This window comes from Pseudomonas sp. xss_4 (assembly GCF_043104125.1).
GTDB lineage: Bacteria > Pseudomonadota > Gammaproteobacteria > Pseudomonadales > Pseudomonadaceae > Aquipseudomonas > Aquipseudomonas parafulva_B.
Map to the genome: position 1 here is coordinate 1 of NZ_JBICKJ010000061.1, position 14589 is coordinate 14589.

The 14589-nt window shown below is 55.7% G+C and carries 12 protein-coding genes; 8 read left to right on the forward strand and 4 right to left on the reverse strand.

Going from position 1 to position 14589, the window contains the following annotated elements; genetic code table 11:
• Nucleotides 1–253 precede the first annotated feature (253 nt).
• Together ACF8GB_RS10875 and ACF8GB_RS10880 are read left to right on the forward strand one after the other, a co-directional pair.
• Nucleotides 254–946 (forward strand): bacteriorhodopsin, encoded by a 693-nt coding sequence (locus tag ACF8GB_RS10875; RefSeq protein WP_023534529.1) that lies wholly within the window; start codon nucleotides 254–256, stop codon nucleotides 944–946.
• A 2-nt stretch (nucleotides 947–948) separates the two neighbouring features.
• Nucleotides 949–1785, forward strand: coding sequence for a beta-carotene 15,15'-dioxygenase, Brp/Blh family (locus ACF8GB_RS10880; protein WP_326384413.1), 837 nt, complete (start codon nucleotides 949–951; stop codon nucleotides 1783–1785).
• An 83-nt stretch (nucleotides 1786–1868) separates the two neighbouring features.
• On the opposite strand, the gene ACF8GB_RS10885 is transcribed toward ACF8GB_RS10880, so the two are convergent.
• The 4 genes from ACF8GB_RS10885 to ACF8GB_RS10900 all read right to left on the reverse strand — a co-directional run bounded on the left by ACF8GB_RS10885 (nucleotide 1869) and on the right by ACF8GB_RS10900 (nucleotide 5822).
• Nucleotides 1869–3071 (reverse strand): hypothetical protein, encoded by a 1203-nt coding sequence (locus tag ACF8GB_RS10885; RefSeq protein ID WP_326384414.1) that lies wholly within the window; start codon nucleotides 3069–3071, stop codon nucleotides 1869–1871.
• A 520-nt stretch (nucleotides 3072–3591) separates the two neighbouring features.
• A complete protein-coding gene (locus ACF8GB_RS10890; RefSeq protein WP_392527021.1) occupies nucleotides 3592–3855 on the reverse strand; it encodes a DUF3077 domain-containing protein in 264 nt (87 codons plus the stop codon).
• Nucleotides 3856–3942: 87 nt separating this feature from the next.
• On the reverse strand, nucleotides 3943–4185 hold the full coding sequence (locus ACF8GB_RS10895) for a hypothetical protein (RefSeq protein WP_145128939.1): 243 nt from the start codon (nucleotides 4183–4185) through the stop codon (nucleotides 3943–3945).
• A gap of 761 nt (nucleotides 4186–4946) precedes the next feature.
• Nucleotides 4947–5822: a WYL domain-containing protein gene (locus ACF8GB_RS10900; RefSeq protein WP_326384415.1), complete on the reverse strand. Its 876-nt coding sequence runs from the start codon at nucleotides 5820–5822 to the stop codon at nucleotides 4947–4949.
• A 119-nt stretch (nucleotides 5823–5941) separates the two neighbouring features.
• Between ACF8GB_RS10900 and ACF8GB_RS10905 the strand changes: the two genes are divergently transcribed.
• The 6 genes from ACF8GB_RS10905 (at nucleotide 5942) to ACF8GB_RS10930 (ending at nucleotide 14582) form a co-directional block, all read left to right on the forward strand.
• Complete coding sequence (locus ACF8GB_RS10905; protein ID WP_326384416.1) at nucleotides 5942–6199, forward strand: hypothetical protein; 258 nt, start codon at nucleotides 5942–5944, stop codon at nucleotides 6197–6199.
• A gap of 351 nt (nucleotides 6200–6550) precedes the next feature.
• Nucleotides 6551–9574 carry a hypothetical protein gene (locus ACF8GB_RS10910; protein ID WP_326384417.1) on the forward strand — a complete coding sequence of 1008 codons (3024 nt, stop codon included), beginning with the start codon at nucleotides 6551–6553 and terminating at the stop codon, nucleotides 9572–9574.
• 11 nt (nucleotides 9575–9585) lie between these two features.
• Nucleotides 9586–10284: a hypothetical protein gene (locus ACF8GB_RS10915; RefSeq protein ID WP_326384418.1), complete on the forward strand. Its 699-nt coding sequence runs from the start codon at nucleotides 9586–9588 to the stop codon at nucleotides 10282–10284.
• Between the two features lie 53 nt (nucleotides 10285–10337).
• Complete coding sequence (locus ACF8GB_RS10920; RefSeq protein ID WP_326384419.1) at nucleotides 10338–11093, forward strand: hypothetical protein; 756 nt, start codon at nucleotides 10338–10340, stop codon at nucleotides 11091–11093.
• Nucleotides 11086–11715: a hypothetical protein gene (locus tag ACF8GB_RS10925; RefSeq protein ID WP_326384420.1), complete on the forward strand. Its 630-nt coding sequence runs from the start codon at nucleotides 11086–11088 to the stop codon at nucleotides 11713–11715. Before ACF8GB_RS10920 ends, ACF8GB_RS10925 begins: the two co-directional genes overlap by 8 nt.
• Nucleotides 11716–11780: 65 nt before the next feature.
• On the forward strand, nucleotides 11781–14582 hold the full coding sequence (locus ACF8GB_RS10930; protein ID WP_326384421.1) for a hypothetical protein: 2802 nt from the start codon (nucleotides 11781–11783) through the stop codon (nucleotides 14580–14582).
• The last annotated feature ends 7 nt before the right edge of the window (nucleotides 14583–14589 follow it).

Consider the following 14589-nt stretch of genomic DNA (forward strand, 5'->3'; position numbering starts at 1 on the left):
GCATAGCGGCCCCGGCGATTTGAGGTGCGGGCTGAAATCCTGGGGCTGCTGCGCAGCCCATCGCGGCACAAGGCCGCTTCCCACAGTGGGTCGGGTGACCTGGAAAAGATCTCAACCGACCCCCGAAACATTTTGAACCAAAAATCTCACCCCCCTCTCCATCCGTAAACGAAGCGGCTAAAAAAACCGCGGCGAACCCCGGCACCCCCTTGCATGCACCCCGGGCCTTTTACTGCTGGTAGCGGAGCCTCAAATGATCCAAACCCCCTTGCTGATCGGTTTCATCGTCATGGCCCTGGCATCACTGGCCATCTACATCAAAGGCGCACACTACGGTCCGCTGCTAGGCCACACCCTCATCCACGCCGCCGTCCCCTTCATCGCCGCCACCGCCTACCTGTGCATGTACCTGGGCGTCGGTAACCTGATCAAAGTCGACGGCAGCGTCACCTACCTGGCCCGCTACGTAGACTGGGCCTTCACCACCCCACTGCTGTTGGCAGGCGTCGTCAGCTCCGCCTACTACGGCACCCGCGACCTGTACGGCAAAAGCGGCTACATCACCGCCATCGTCACCCTCGACGTCATCATGATCGTCACCGGCCTGATCGCCTCCCTGGCCCCTTATGGCGTGATCAAGTGGGTGTTCTTCGCCTGGTCCTGCGCCGCGTTTGCTGGCGTGCTGTACCTGCTGTGGAAACCCGTCGCCAGCATCGCCAGCCAACAACCCGGCGTCAGCCCCGCCTACCGCCGCAACGTAGGCTTTCTCACCGTGCTGTGGCTGATCTACCCCGTGGTCTTCGCCGTCGGCCCCGAAGGCTTCTGGGCCGTGAGCGATGCCACCACCGTGTGGGTATTCCTGGTGCTCGACGTGCTGGCCAAGGTCGTCTACGCCTTTACCTCGGAACGTAACCTGCGCGCCGTGCCGGTAGGCCGAGGCTACTGAGCATGACCTGCACAGGGCGCAGCTGGCGCGCCCTTGTGGGGCTGGCGATAGCGGCCAGCCTTGCAGGCGGGCTGGCGCCGCTGGCCTACGTGCTGCTGGTCGGGCTCGGGCTTGGCCTGCTGCATGGGGCCAGCGACCTGTACCTGGTCGAGCACGGGCAGCGCAGGCGCTTTGTGCTCAGCTACCTGGGCGTGGCCGTGGTGTGTGCCATGGTCTGGCAAGTGGCGGGGGCGTTGGCGCTTACCGCCTTTTTATTGCTGTCGGTTTGGCACTTCGCCCATGAGGATGAGGTGTTTCAGCGGCGGCATGAGCAGATTGCGCTGGGGCTGTTCATCCTGGGCGGGCCTGCAGTGTTGCACCCTGATGCGGTAGCCGAGTTGCTCAACCTGGCGATGGCGGCCGGTGCCTCTTCTGCCTTGGGTGGATGGCTGGCGGTGACGCTGGCGTGTGCCGGGCTGATTGCGTTCGGTGTGCTGCTGATGAGTGCCTGGCAACGGCGTGACCTGCGCCTGGCGGTGACCTTGCTGCTGGTGGTGGTGACACCGCCGCTGATCGGGTTTGCGCTCGGGTTCTACCTGCTGCATGCCGAACCCCAGACCCGTGTGCGCGAGCGAATGGTAGGTGCCTTGTCGATGGGCGACTACCTGCATCGCACCTGGCCAGTGCTCGCTGGGGCAGCGGTGTTTGCCCTGGTGGGTGGGGCTGTGTTCTGGCAGCAGGAACAGACCGGTATTCGGGCGCTGTTCGTGGTGCTGGCGGCGTTTGCACTGCCGCATATGGTGGTGTTGCCGCGTTTTCTTTCGGGGCGAGCATTGCCTCAGGTGCCGGGCCCGGTTTGAGATCCCCGGCGCGTAGGTGCGCCTGGGGCAGCCCCCCTAAGGCGCGCCGCTGTTCAATCAACAATGAAACGAAGGGTGCCGGATCAATTCGGCTTGGCCTCCGTCACGGCATCGTCGCTTAATACAGGGGCGGCGACATGCACCTTGGCCTCGGACAACGCAATACAGCGATGGACGTAGCTGTCGATCTTTTTCAAACCGACATCTCGGTAGCTCGCAGGACAGATCAATAACGTATCGCCGAAGCGGAACAGACGGAACCCTCTAACACTGTACAAACCATTGGGTCCCTCATAGCTTTCCAGTTGCCACGTGGCGCTACTGAATACCTCTTTCGGGTAGTCCTTTTCGCTTAACACATAGCTAAGCTCGGTATTGTCTCTGATCTTGATCAGATTGGCGGCGGAGTAAACCCACAAGTCCACGAAGGCCGGCAACAGCATTGCATTGACGAAAACGCACCCAAGTAATGTCAATGCGGCTCGACCGATGCGGCCCATCGCATCGCCCTCTGCCCGGTAAAAGACGATGACCGGCGCCAGGTACAGCGTCATGATCAGCAAGCAGAGCACGATAGCACCAATGGCTTCCTCATCGCTCTCTCCGCCTCGCCAGGTCATGATGGCTAGCTGGGCGGGCATGACGCCACTCATCGAAGTGAATGCCAGCAGCACACCGAGCCAGCCAACGACGGCTGTGTAAAAGATTTTGCGATGAGCAGGTTTGCGGGGGCCAGGTGGCAGTTCCAGTACTTTCTCGTGCAGGGGCGGATTGCGGCGAAGCACAATCAGCAGCGCACAAATGGCAGCGGCTACGACGATAGGGAAGAAGTAGGCTGGGGCCATGGTGAAACCAAAGATTGCCCCCAGCAGGTTGAGCGATAGCAGTAAATAGCCCCCGACTACGATCAGGCCAAAGCGTAAGGCGAGCTTCTTTTCCAGCTCTCTGTCAACGTTGCATACAGACATGCTCAGCGTGAAGACCCAAGAGGGCACCGATACGATGATCAGCAGAGAGGCGAGTACCAGCAGGCTGAAGAATAACCAGGCAACCAAGTTTGAGGGGTTACCTAACGAGCTCAAAATCAACTCCGGGTGATGGATTACCCAAAGGTACTTGGTGAGGAGCAAGATTGAGATAAGTGTTGAAGCTACTGGCAGCCACCATTTGATATCGGCAAGCAGTTTGAATACTGCTTGCCGGGCGGAATTGGGGGTAGAGGGGTCGGGCGGTGGGTTGGAGGATTGGTTTTGCTGGACGGTTGTGGACGTAGATTCGGCTGTCATGGGTATGTGTTTCTTCCTTGAGTACAGTTTTGTGCTTAGGGAATGCAAAGACACGTTTAGGTGCTTTACACGTAGCCGCCCTTGATATTCCGCATGTTGGGTAGGCATTAGCGTTTCAGGGCAAGCATGGCGATAGGCAACGACACGCGAGGCTAAGGGTAGGGGCAAGGCACCGCAATAGGTACGGCGGATTTCGTGTGTCTTTGAGAAGCGGACTACAAGGAAAGAAAATAATCTGAAAGTTTCAGCTTGCTTTTGAGGTGGAGGCTGTAGGAACGCTAAACTTTCAGTGCTGAGACTACTGGCATGTTGATGCATCGCAATATCCGCGACGTGGCAGAAGGGCGCCCGCGGTGTCTGGATAGTTGTCGCTTCGCCAGAGTAGAAAGCGATAAGAAACGGTAATTGCTTGGGCTTGGGTCGTTGGATTTCACGGCTCTTTTATGAGATCCCGCAAGCTTCACCCACGAGCCATGTCCCGGCGCGATGAGCAGCCTCATTCCGCCGGGGATCTATAGGCTTAGCGCATCATGCCTAGTTCAGCGTCGTCCAGCAGCGCTTTGCCGAGTGCGCAGAGGTAATGGGCGGCCCAGATCAGTTTGGGTTTGTCTTCCATCAAGCCTTCGAGGGTGAGGTCGCGGGCGTAACCCATCAATTCCGAAGCCTGTTCGCGGGCGTGTTGGCAAGGGATGCCGGGTTCGATGCGGAACAGTGCGTGGGTGTGGTTTTCGCCCTGGTAGAAGACGGTTTGGCCGAGGGTGCGGGGGGTGTCTGGGTTGGACATGGGTGTGGCTCCCTGAAGTTTTTTGGGCTGGCTGTTTGGCTAGGCAAGTTGATGACTGCCGCTTTGCTTGAACCAGGGGCTTGAGGGTTAGTGCGTGGGGTGTCGCGAGGGAGGGTGGTGGATTTGCAGGAGGGCGGATTCCAGCAGGCGGCGCAGGGATTCCAGCTCGTGCATGGAGGCCATGATCAGTGGGGCTGCCGGGGAGCGGGGCTGCATGAGGAGGGCTTGTTGGGCCACGGCTTCGGCGCAGAGGGCGTAGTCGGCGGCTAGGGTTAGGGTGTCTTCCAGGGTGACGGGTGTGGGTGGTGGGTCGGGGACGATCTTCAGCATGTTCTGGTCCTCAGTGGAGCGACCAACGCTTGCTGTCAAACAAGTGGTGGCAGCTGTGCATGGGTTGACAGACCGGTGAAGACCAAACCGGCGCACACGAGGTGCCCCACACACAGCCGCCATAGGCAATCCGCGTGTTTGGTCGTCATCAGCCTGTCAAAGCTAGTCGTTGATGTGCAACGACGTGCTGAGACTAAGGGGGTGGAAACACGACCGCAATGGGAAAGGTGGGTTGGGAGTATCTTTGGGAAATGGACTACAGGGAAGGGGGGGATTCTGAGATTTTGGGTCGGAAGAGCTACTCGTGAACGTGTTTTCAGAGACGTCCGGCCGTTGGCGGTGCTTCACGGAACACGACATCGGGGCTCGTTTCAAGCGATATTGACCTAGCGGTTTCCAGATCCCAGGCACCAACATGCGCATAAAAGTGATCTGAAACTTCGGTGTGCCGGGGTAATCTGAATTAACTCAGTAACATGTTGATTATGTTAGGTGAATTCTATTTTGAATTTCACACTGGAATACCGATTGGAATACTGCTGCAAGGATTCCTGGCCAGCCGTTGATGGCTCGGTCGCCCACTGCAGGGCGACCCATGGCCCAAACGTGATCATTGAGCTAATCGGCCACGGTAACTCACGCCCACCCCAGAATGTGTCCGGGTCATCCAGCATCAGCAGAATAATGACCGGAACCAGCTAGCCTAGCAGGTTGGCGCAGCCCCGCAGTTTATCTCGGTTGACGCTGCGAAGAGCTAAGTGTCAGTACTTCATCAACCACGGCTGCAGTTCCTGGAGGTTGCTCACCACCAGTTGCTGAGCCTCAGGCAGTATCGCCATGCTGCGGTGGTCGATCTGATACCGCTGCAGCACATACTTCACCAATGCCCTGCGGCTGGACACCACCAACTGGCCCAGCGTCATGCCGAAGTCAATTTCGATGATTGCCTTCTGCGCCGCGTTCAAGCGCCAATCAGGCTCGAAGATGATCGGCACTTCGACATTCCAGTCTTCATCCTGCTCGCGCGTGTTCGGCGAGGCGTCGAGAAAGTCTGGCTTCCCGCGCAGGCGGCTGAGGACGAAGTCGCGGTACTGACCGTTCTTTTCGCAGTAGGCCCGCACATGCCAGCGCATGCCGGTGTAGACCAGCGTGTGCGGGGCGATCAGGCGCACCTCGACGTTGGGGGTGTTGAAGGACACGTACTCGGTTTCCAGGCGCAGGCCTTCACGGCAGGCCTTGAGCAAGGGGCGCAGCACCTCGGGCCGAATGGGGCGATCAGGCACCTCCAGTACCCGGGTGTGCGCATAGGCCAGGGCCAGCCCGTCTATGTGCGGGGCGCGCTCATTGTTCTGGTACAACAGGTGCAGGTAGGCGCTGGCGCTGTCGTCGATGAACTGCGGCTCGAACTGGTCGCTGGGTACATAGCCCTTGATCTTCTTGTCATATGTAAGGTTTTCGGGCGCATGTTCGGTGATGTAGGTGTTGATGTCCTTGGACGCCTGCTGGCGGCTGATGCCGAAGCTCTGCATCAGATGCCCCGTAGTCAGCCGGCCTTCCCACCAGGCAACGGTCTCGATCAAACGATAGCGAAGTGCCAGGTCCCAGCGAACCTGCTCGACGGATTGCTTGCGTTTCATACCCTCTCCATGTGCGCGATTACTTTACCTGTATAAGTCTACATTCTGGACGTGTAGCTTTGCATTACATATCTTTAGCGGGTCTTCGGAATACATCGGGGGCAGCAAAGGACATGAGCATGACAATGTCGGAAGTGGTTGCGACGGGCGCTTTGGTGGCGATGGGGATCATCCTGCTGGTGCTGATACAACAGGGGTTGAGGCTGGGCGAGATGGGCAAGAAGGTCGAGCTCTGCCAGAGGGATTTGCGCTGGTTGCAGATCTGGGAGATGGAGAACCGCGAGTTGCGGTCGGCGTTGCGGGCGGAGCGGGAGCATGTAGCGCAGTTGCGGCGAAAGTTGGAGTTGCTGCAGGCGTTGGTGCCGGTTGCGGACTGATGCTGGCCAGCGTTCTACAGGAGTAGGCATTCATGCCGATAAAACCTAAGCCCTTCACATTGGTGTGTGAAGACTGCAAGTGGAAGAAGACCCTCGCGCCGCGTAGCGATGCAATGAGGCCAGGGGAGTGGTTTATGGTGTGCCCGCGGTGCGGTGGTACTGATTTGAAAATGCGTGAGGCCGGGTGGCTGGAGGCTGTTGTGGCGGAGGTTAAGGCGCGGCGGCGGGGGGTGTGATGTGGAAATGAGTGAGGCTGCTGTGGTCAATCATGGCAATATGGCATTATTTGTCAGCGTCCGGGCCTGTCGCAGACCTGTGTGCTGGTTCATCCTCATGGATTGGGAATTTTGAATGAACGCCAAATACGATCCAACGCCTGCAGGCTTGAATGCCCTTGCACCGCTGGCCAACGATTTGCCCCGCATTGATTGGGACGCACCCAATTTCGCTCAGATGGTCCGCTTGCCAAAGCTGCAGGATAGCCAGATCAGCTATCGCATGTTGCATATTAGTGAGATCGGCGAGGGCAAGCCGGATGCTTATCGTCAGGCAATGACCAATGTCATTTCGTGTCTGAACAACACGTCTTGCGCCAGCGTCTACATACTTTCGGGCCGTCCCGAAGGCATCAACCTGTATCTAGGGGTGGCGACATCGTCCGACGATGTCGACATTCCGGACGCAGCAAAAATGCTGCGAGCAACCTTCGAAGGTAACTTCCTTGGTGCTCGACTGGATGACGTCAGGAACGATGACGAACAGTTCAAGCACCTTTATCGAGATAGCCGCCATCTTGGCATGATCACCGGTGTGCCATCATTCAATGATAGCGATCGTACGACTGAAGAAGATTTCCAAGGTGTCGAGCGCTTGGCCAACAGCTTGGTGGGTGAGACGTGGCAACTGACCATCTATGCCGAACCAGGTACGGACGATGAAGTTCGCGCTACACTCGACAGCGTCTACAACCTGTCCACGCTGTTGTCGGCCCATGTCAAACAGTCAGTGCAGCAATCCGAGAACAGTGGCTGGCAGAGCACCCGGACAACTGGAACGTCAAGCAATGACACCAAAGGTACCTCGGAAAATACCACCCGGGGCATCAACAAGAACGCTACCGAAAATGGCAGTAGCGGAAAGAAGTCGATCCAGGAAGGTACCAACAACTCCAAGACCTTCGGTAGGAATGACTCTGAGTCCACGGGTAAAAGCGACTCCATTGCCAACGGAACCAGTGGCGGTCAAAGCCTTGCGATGACGCGTGAGCGCACCGACAAGCGTGCTGAAGAGCTGCAAAAGCACCTGAGCGGGACATTGATCGAGCGTTTCTTGCAGGGACGTAGTAAAGGAATGTACCGCACCGCCATCTATGTGAGTGCCGAGTCTCGAAGCACCTTCGAGCGGCTCTCGCGGGGGTTGATTTCGACATTCCAGGGTAATAGCTCAAGCGTGACGCCCTTGCGTGTTCACAAGTTGCAGTCTGGCGTCAGCTTCAACCTTGCCGAGCTGCTGCAGCTACGCCGACTGAAAAACAAGGGTGTTTCTACCGATAACTGTGTCGCCCACAGTACGCCACTCATGGCGAACGGTGAGTTGCTAGGCGCGACCTGGCTCAACATCGAAGAACTGGCGTTGGTTGCTGGCTTACCGTGTCTGGAGCTGCCAGGGTTGAAAATCCGCAAAAACGTCGATTTCGCGCTTAATACCGGCACGGACCATTTCGCCGTTGATCAAACCCTGAAGATCGGGAACATCATTCAGCATGGGAGGTTGCTCAAGCACAAGCCGGTCAGTCTGCCACTTAAAGAGTTATCCAAGCACGTTTTCGTAACGGGAGTGACTGGTGCGGGAAAAACCACCACATGCATGAACCTTCTGCTTGAGTCCCGCTTGCCATTCATGGTCATCGAGCCGGCCAAAACTGAATACCGAGCACTGTATGGCCGCGGGGTTGATGTCGATTACTACACCTTGGGTCGCGAGGACCTTACTCCGTTTCGTCTGAACCCATTCGAGCTGGTGTCCAGTCGGCAGAATCTGGCGAGTCATATCTCGGTACTGAACGCCACCCTGGCGGCAGTATTTCCCATGGAGGCGGCGATGCCTTCGATTGTGGAAGAGGCGATCATTGAAGCCTACAAGCTCAAAGGATGGGATATACACAGCACTCAGAACTATTTGATTGACGATCCATGGAGCAGTGGCAGCGATGCGTGGCCGACTTTCTCCGACATGATCGCCAGGCTTGACCAGGTGATCAACTCCAAAAAAATGGGCAAAGAGTTCGAAGAGAAATATCGTGGTTCGCTGGTGGCGCGGCTGACCAGCCTGACGCTTGGTGTCAAAGGGCGAATGCTCAACTCGCGCTACTCGATGAATTTTGATCAATTACTTGATCGTCGAGTAGTAATCGAGATGGAGGAAATCAAGGACGAGAAGGACAAGGCCCTTCTGATGGGCCTGATCATCAATCGTCTAGCGGAATGCATGAAGCAGCGGCACCGGGTCCAGCCGGCTTTCCAGCATCTGACATTGATCGAGGAAGCCCATCGCCTGTTGTCGCGCGCAGAGCCTGGCGATGCAGAGTCAAAGAAAATGGGGGTTGAGATGTTCGCGAACCTGCTTGCCGAAGTGCGCAAGTACGGTGAGGGTTTGATCATTGCCGATCAGATTCCGAACAAGTTGATCGCCGATGTAATCAAGAATACCAACACGAAAATTGTTCATCGCCTGTTCGCTGCCGATGACCGCAAGATCATCGGGGATGCGATTGGCTTGAGCGAAGAGCAGCAGGCTTTTCTGCCCTTGCTCAAACCAGGGGAGACCATTGTTTATTGCGGTGGTTGGCACGGCGCGGTGCGCGTTCAGATCGAACAGATTGCTCAAACCGATGCGGCGGAAATACCCGAAGAGACCATCAAGCAGCGTGGCCGGGCCCAGCTGTGGGTGCAGCGTCAGAAGCTGCTGCCAAGGTTGGCAGCAGACCCTCTGATGAGTGGTTCGGATTATCTAGCGCAGACACTGGAAAAAGGCAGCTTGCTGATCAACATGTTTTTAAAGCTCAACCATCTGCGCTGGGAGGCGGAACGTTTTGAATCGTTGCAGGCACGTATAGCCCAGCGTTTTGGCATTGAGTTCCATGCATTGTGTAACTCCCTTGGTCAGCCCCCGGACTACGTGTCTAGATTGTTGACGAAGGTCTTCGAGGATTGCGCCAGCATTGCCGACTGGTACGAAGACGACTGGGCGCACATTCGCCCGCTACTTGATCAAGCATTCAACGCATTAGGAACGTCGCTCGAGGCCCTGGATGTGATCCTTGCCCAGCGGCCAATGAAGCAGCTTGAAAAGCTTAAATTTTACGACGCAATTTAGGAGCATAAATCATGATTCTTCCCGCATTAGCTGCCGGATTCAGTGCAATTGCCAGCGTAGTTTCTACTGTTGCGCCAGTGGTTACGTCTATTGGGTCAGCTGCGGCCTCATTCTGCACTACCGTTCTGCCCAAAGTTGTACCTGCCTTGATCAGTGGCTTGGAGAGAATCAACACCTTTGTCAGCGTTGTTCAAGCCGTGCTGCAAGTGATGCAGATTTTCCGGCCTGGGGATCAGTTGAAGGACATTGGTGACCGCTCCATCCAGGCCGCTCATCAAGATATCAAGCCCGAAAATTTCGATAGCTTTGAAGCCTACATGGAAGAAATTCGCACTTTCGAACTTGACCCGGTTGAGTCCGCAAAAATCACTGATACCGAGAAATATGCGGCGGGCCTGGCAGTCGGTGCCCATGGGCTAGATGAAAAATTCAATGTGCGCGAAGGCACTATGGCCAACCTTTGGCCGTTGGTTGCGAACAACCCAGAGTACTTCAATAGCACGCGTCTGACGTCGCTACTGCACTCTACAACCGATGTTGTCAGCTTACTCAAGTACTTCGAGGGAGGCCTCGGCCCTGCCGCCAGTGCAGAGATCGAAGCCAAGATTGTGGCTGCGGAAAAGACCTTGGCGCCGGATAAAGCCGAAGCAACCATCTACACTCAGCTTGATGCGGCCGTGGATCACTTCAAGAAGCCTGAATCAGTTTGATAACTAAACACCCTACATCATTTTGATGCAGGTGTACATTGAGTGGATAGCCCGTGTCTACCGAGAAATACGCTTTAGTGCTAAGTGGCGACCAAGTTGCTTGTTTCGAATCTACGAATTTTAGCGATGCGCATTGGAAGCCTACATTCATCGACGGTGAGCCTTGGGTGTCACTGAGCAGCCATTCGGCGAATACCGTAGGCACAGTGCTCAAGCAGTTGAGCGACCGTCGAAACCTGCGTGAGCAACTGGCGCAGGTGGCTATCACAGTGATTTATGACCGGGCAGGCGCTCACCACTTGGCTGATGTTTCCAAAGCGTTTGTCCAGTTGCACTGTTGCACTTGGGAGGTACTGCGCTATGAGCCGATGGCTGAACGCGCTCGTTTGGCGACGGGGGAATGTTTGCCTCCACAAGTGGGTAATTGGTTGGTCGAACATCTGTTGGTTCAACTGGGTTCGACCCTACCGGTAACCGAGCAGGTGAGCGCGTCGTCAAGCAATGCAGGTGACTTCTCTGCGTTGCCGGACATTGCGTTATTGCAACTTTATCTGCCGCTGATTTTTCAGAACTTCTGGTCAAGTGTTAGCCCACAGGATCTAGCTTTCATGTCTGGCTCTTTGCAAGTACCGGATGTTGAGTCGCCTTATCCCGAGCCTTCTCAGGAAGCTATCGCGGTATTGCGTCGCCGCTTCATGAGGCTGCCCGTGTATCAACGCAGCATGGTGTTGGCTTTTGCTCAGGAGCTAGCCCACAAGCTCAAGGTAAGGGCGCAACTGCGTGACCTTCTGGAGGTTTTTGATGCCTAAACTTCCATCACCTGCTATGCCCGAAGAACGAGTTCGGGCAGCGTTGATCATGCTGCTGGAGCAGGACTCCCAGGTGCGTCGATTGGTGCTTGATATCGTTACTCCGGCAGCGCACGAAGCTGATGTAAGCCTGCAAGTTCCGCCACTGCCAATCACCGAACTACCGGCCGCTGCACCGGAGCAGCCTCAAGATCCACTACGCGCACAACTGAAGGAACAGTTGGCATTGCTGGCAACTTTTGGCGCTGACCAGGAGCTGGAGGCAGCCTGGTTTCATCAAGGTGAAAACGAAGGGCAACAGCTCATGCGATTACTGGCGACTGCTGCTCAGTGGGAGCGTTTGCTTGAGCTTTGGGACTTGCTGGCCGAGCGCTGTAAAGCTCAGGAGCGGCCGGCAAGTGTTGTAGAGCAGCAAATTCTCGAAGGCTGTCTGGCTATCCACAATTTGATCTGGCGTGATCGCCAGGCACAGCTGTACAACGTGCTGGTGGGCGATGAATACGATTACCGGCTGCATCATCGGACGACACTTCGTGGAGAGCGCATCTCGGCGCAGTGGCTGCCTGGGCTGGCCAACGCCGGTGGAGAGCGTCAGCGTTTGCCGCTGGCTGCTGCCGAATAGAACATCGTGGCTTGCTCAAGCTTGCGTTGTGACTTCAGCCCGCTCTTAGCGCGTGAATCGCACCTATGACCATGATCCATGCACTGCCATTACGCACTGTACATAGCCAATTGATCCGGTTGCTGAAGCAAATCGTAATCTCTAAGGAACGCAGTATGTCACCGAGTTCACCAACTTTCATTCGCAGTGCTTTTATTGCGGATTTACGTCGTCAGTGCGCATTGAAAATTTCAGCGTCCCCGTATTGGGTGGTGGGATTTCCTGGAGACCCAGAGAGGGGTCTCTACGATACTCAAAGCTGCTTGATCTGGGATTATGGTGAACTCACAGCTGATATCTACACTCGAACCGAGACAGCGGAGATCCTTGGGCAAAAACGACTCATGGATACTGCTCCGCTGAGGATACCCTCCAGAGATGAGCTTGTTGCTTTTGTTTCGGGCGAGAGCAATCCACTTCGTGATAACTTGATGAATCAAGAGCTGTGGTTTGCACAGGAGGGGATGCTTGATCTCGAGCGCGATATTCTCTGCGTCGATGGCTTCGGTGCCTTAATAGCGTGCAGTGATGAAGTGCAGCATTTGGACACTCAAGCATTTGTAACCCATGCCATTCAGCGTGGCTGGTGCCTTAGTTCCGTCGGTGTCTACTCAAACGAGGATCCTCTAGCAATTATGAATACTCCTATGCCTGACCTGGCCAGCGTTTATCGTGATGTCGATTACAACATCTGTCGCTTGCCTCGGATCAGCGATGCACAGTTCAGCGATCCGAATCTGGGTGTTTGGGAGCTTTGCAGCGAGGATCCAGAAGTTTTGAGGCAAGCGAAGCTGCGTGCCCGTAATCCAGTTAGCGATGTGAAGGATTGGAATATCGCCATTGATTTTGGCACCAGTAGTAGTGTCGTGGCTTACGATGATAATGGCCGTTACAAACTGCTGCGTATTGGCGTAAAGGATCACTGGGAAAAAGAGCAACCCGAGCATTACGAGAACCCGACAGTACTTGAGTTCATAGACTTGCCGTCCAGCTTGGAAGCATGGAATTCAGAACCGTACCGCCCGAATTTGAACTGGGACAATCTGCGTTGCTCGCATGAAGCTTTGCATAGCCTGCGCAATAACGGCAGCGAGCCCAAGGTGGTTGCCAGTGTTCTGTCCAAGATCAAGCATTGGGCGTTGCGTCATAGTTCGAATAACCTCACACGAATTGCCGATCAGGCCAATGGCTATGAGTATCCGCTTCCCGCGCTGAGTAAGCGGGACGTGGTCAAGGGCAAGCCATTAACGGTCAGCCAGGATGACCCGCTCGATCCGATCGAGTTGTATGCCTGGTACCTTGGTATGGCCATCAACTGGCGCGGCCGTGGATTGTTTTTGCGCTACTATATGACATTCCCCGTCGCCTATACCCGGGATCTAAAAGAAACTATTCTGATGTCGTTCCGCAGGGGCTTGCAGCGTAGCTTGCCTGCACAGATGCTGGATAGTGAACTATTCAGCGAGTTCTGCGTAGAAGAACTGGCCAATGAGCCGGCAGCATACGCGGCTGCCGCACTACCGAAGCTGGGTGTAGAACCGACCGAGGAAGGTATTGCCTATGGTGTTTTCGACTTTGGGGGCGGTACTACTGATTTCGACTTTGGGCTTTATCGCTTGCCGACGGCCGATGAAGAAGACGAAGGCTGGGAGGAAGTGTTCGAGCATTATGGCAATGCTGGCGATGCTTACCTCGGGGGCGAAAACCTGCTGGAGAATATGGCGTATCTGGTATTCCGGCACAATATCGAGCTGTGTCGCAGTAAGCGAATTGGCTTTGTTCGCCCATTGGATGCCGAGGATTTCCCTGGTTCGGAGATGTTCCTGATAGACAGCCAGAGCGCCTCGACCAACAGCGTGATGCTGGTGTCACGCCTGCGACCGTTGTGGGAGCTGGGCACGTTGCCTGGCACAAGTGGGGTACTGAAACTGGCACTGCTCAATCGTGAGGGCGAAAAGATTACATGCGAACTGACGGTGCCGGTCGACATTCTGATGCAGTACCTTACTGAACGCATCGGCCAGGGAGTGCACAATTTCTTCAGTGCAATGAACAAAGCATTTACCGGTCACCCCCAAGAGCGTGTGCACGTTCTGTTGGCGGGTAACAGTAGCCGCTCTGCAATTGTGCAGAAGCTGTTCGCAGCGGTAGTGGAAGGCCCCAAGAATGATAAGGTAGCGGAAGGGGAAGCTTTTTCGCTAGCGGTTGGGAGTTCCGCATTGATGAGTGGGCTACTTCGCGAAGCGATGCGTTCTAAGCCAGTATTCGTAAGTCAGGCGCAGGCTGAGCCTCAATCAGAGCCCGTTATTATTCCACTTATTGATGGGACGGTACCCCAGATCATCGTTCATCAGCCGCTGGCCTCCAATCCGGAGCAACCCTATAGCCCCAACGGTAAGACCGGCGTTGCGATCGGTCTGCTTCGCCTAGCGCCTGGTAGCCCGGTCAAAGTGATTTCGAGTATTGCGCGCGATACCAGCGAAGCGCCGTTTGCCCACTATGTAGGTCGTATACTACGTGGCAAATTTATGCCGGGGCTGCAACAGGGTGATATTTACGGTACCTGGAAAGAGTTGGGAGTCCCACGCGATGGCGTGTTCAACCTATACCACTCTCAATCACCTAAAGCGCATACTGGTGAAATGCTTGAAGGCGATAGTGGTCTTTACAAGCGTCGTCTGAGTATCGCTGGCGATCATCAAGGACATCGGATTTATGCTAAGGCAACGGGGCCGCACCATGTACAGCTGTGCTCGGCCAGGTCACTGGAAGCGCTGCAGGCCGGGGATTGCACGTTGATTGAGGTTCTCGATTTGGCGAATGCTTAATAGGTGC

Coding starts and splice junctions, on each gene's coding strand:
- ACF8GB_RS10905 (WP_326384416.1), top strand. CDS start 5,942: ATGACAATGTCGGAAGTGGTTGCGACGGGCGCTTTGGTGGCGATGGGG.
- ACF8GB_RS10875 (WP_023534529.1), top strand. CDS start 254: ATGATCCAAACCCCCTTGCTGATCGGTTTCATCGTCATGGCCCTGGCA.
- ACF8GB_RS10890 (WP_392527021.1), bottom strand. CDS start 3,855: ATGTCCAACCCAGACACCCCCCGCACCCTCGGCCAAACCGTCTTCTAC.
- ACF8GB_RS10915 (WP_326384418.1), top strand. CDS start 9,586: ATGATTCTTCCCGCATTAGCTGCCGGATTCAGTGCAATTGCCAGCGTA.
- ACF8GB_RS10900 (WP_326384415.1), bottom strand. CDS start 5,822: ATGAAACGCAAGCAATCCGTCGAGCAGGTTCGCTGGGACCTGGCACTT.
- ACF8GB_RS10880 (WP_326384413.1), top strand. CDS start 949: ATGACCTGCACAGGGCGCAGCTGGCGCGCCCTTGTGGGGCTGGCGATA.
- ACF8GB_RS10925 (WP_326384420.1), top strand. CDS start 11,086: ATGCCTAAACTTCCATCACCTGCTATGCCCGAAGAACGAGTTCGGGCA.
- ACF8GB_RS10930 (WP_326384421.1), top strand. CDS start 11,781: ATGACCATGATCCATGCACTGCCATTACGCACTGTACATAGCCAATTG.
- ACF8GB_RS10885 (WP_326384414.1), bottom strand. CDS start 3,071: ATGACAGCCGAATCTACGTCCACAACCGTCCAGCAAAACCAATCCTCC.
- ACF8GB_RS10895 (WP_145128939.1), bottom strand. CDS start 4,185: ATGCTGAAGATCGTCCCCGACCCACCACCCACACCCGTCACCCTGGAA.
- ACF8GB_RS10910 (WP_326384417.1), top strand. CDS start 6,551: ATGAACGCCAAATACGATCCAACGCCTGCAGGCTTGAATGCCCTTGCA.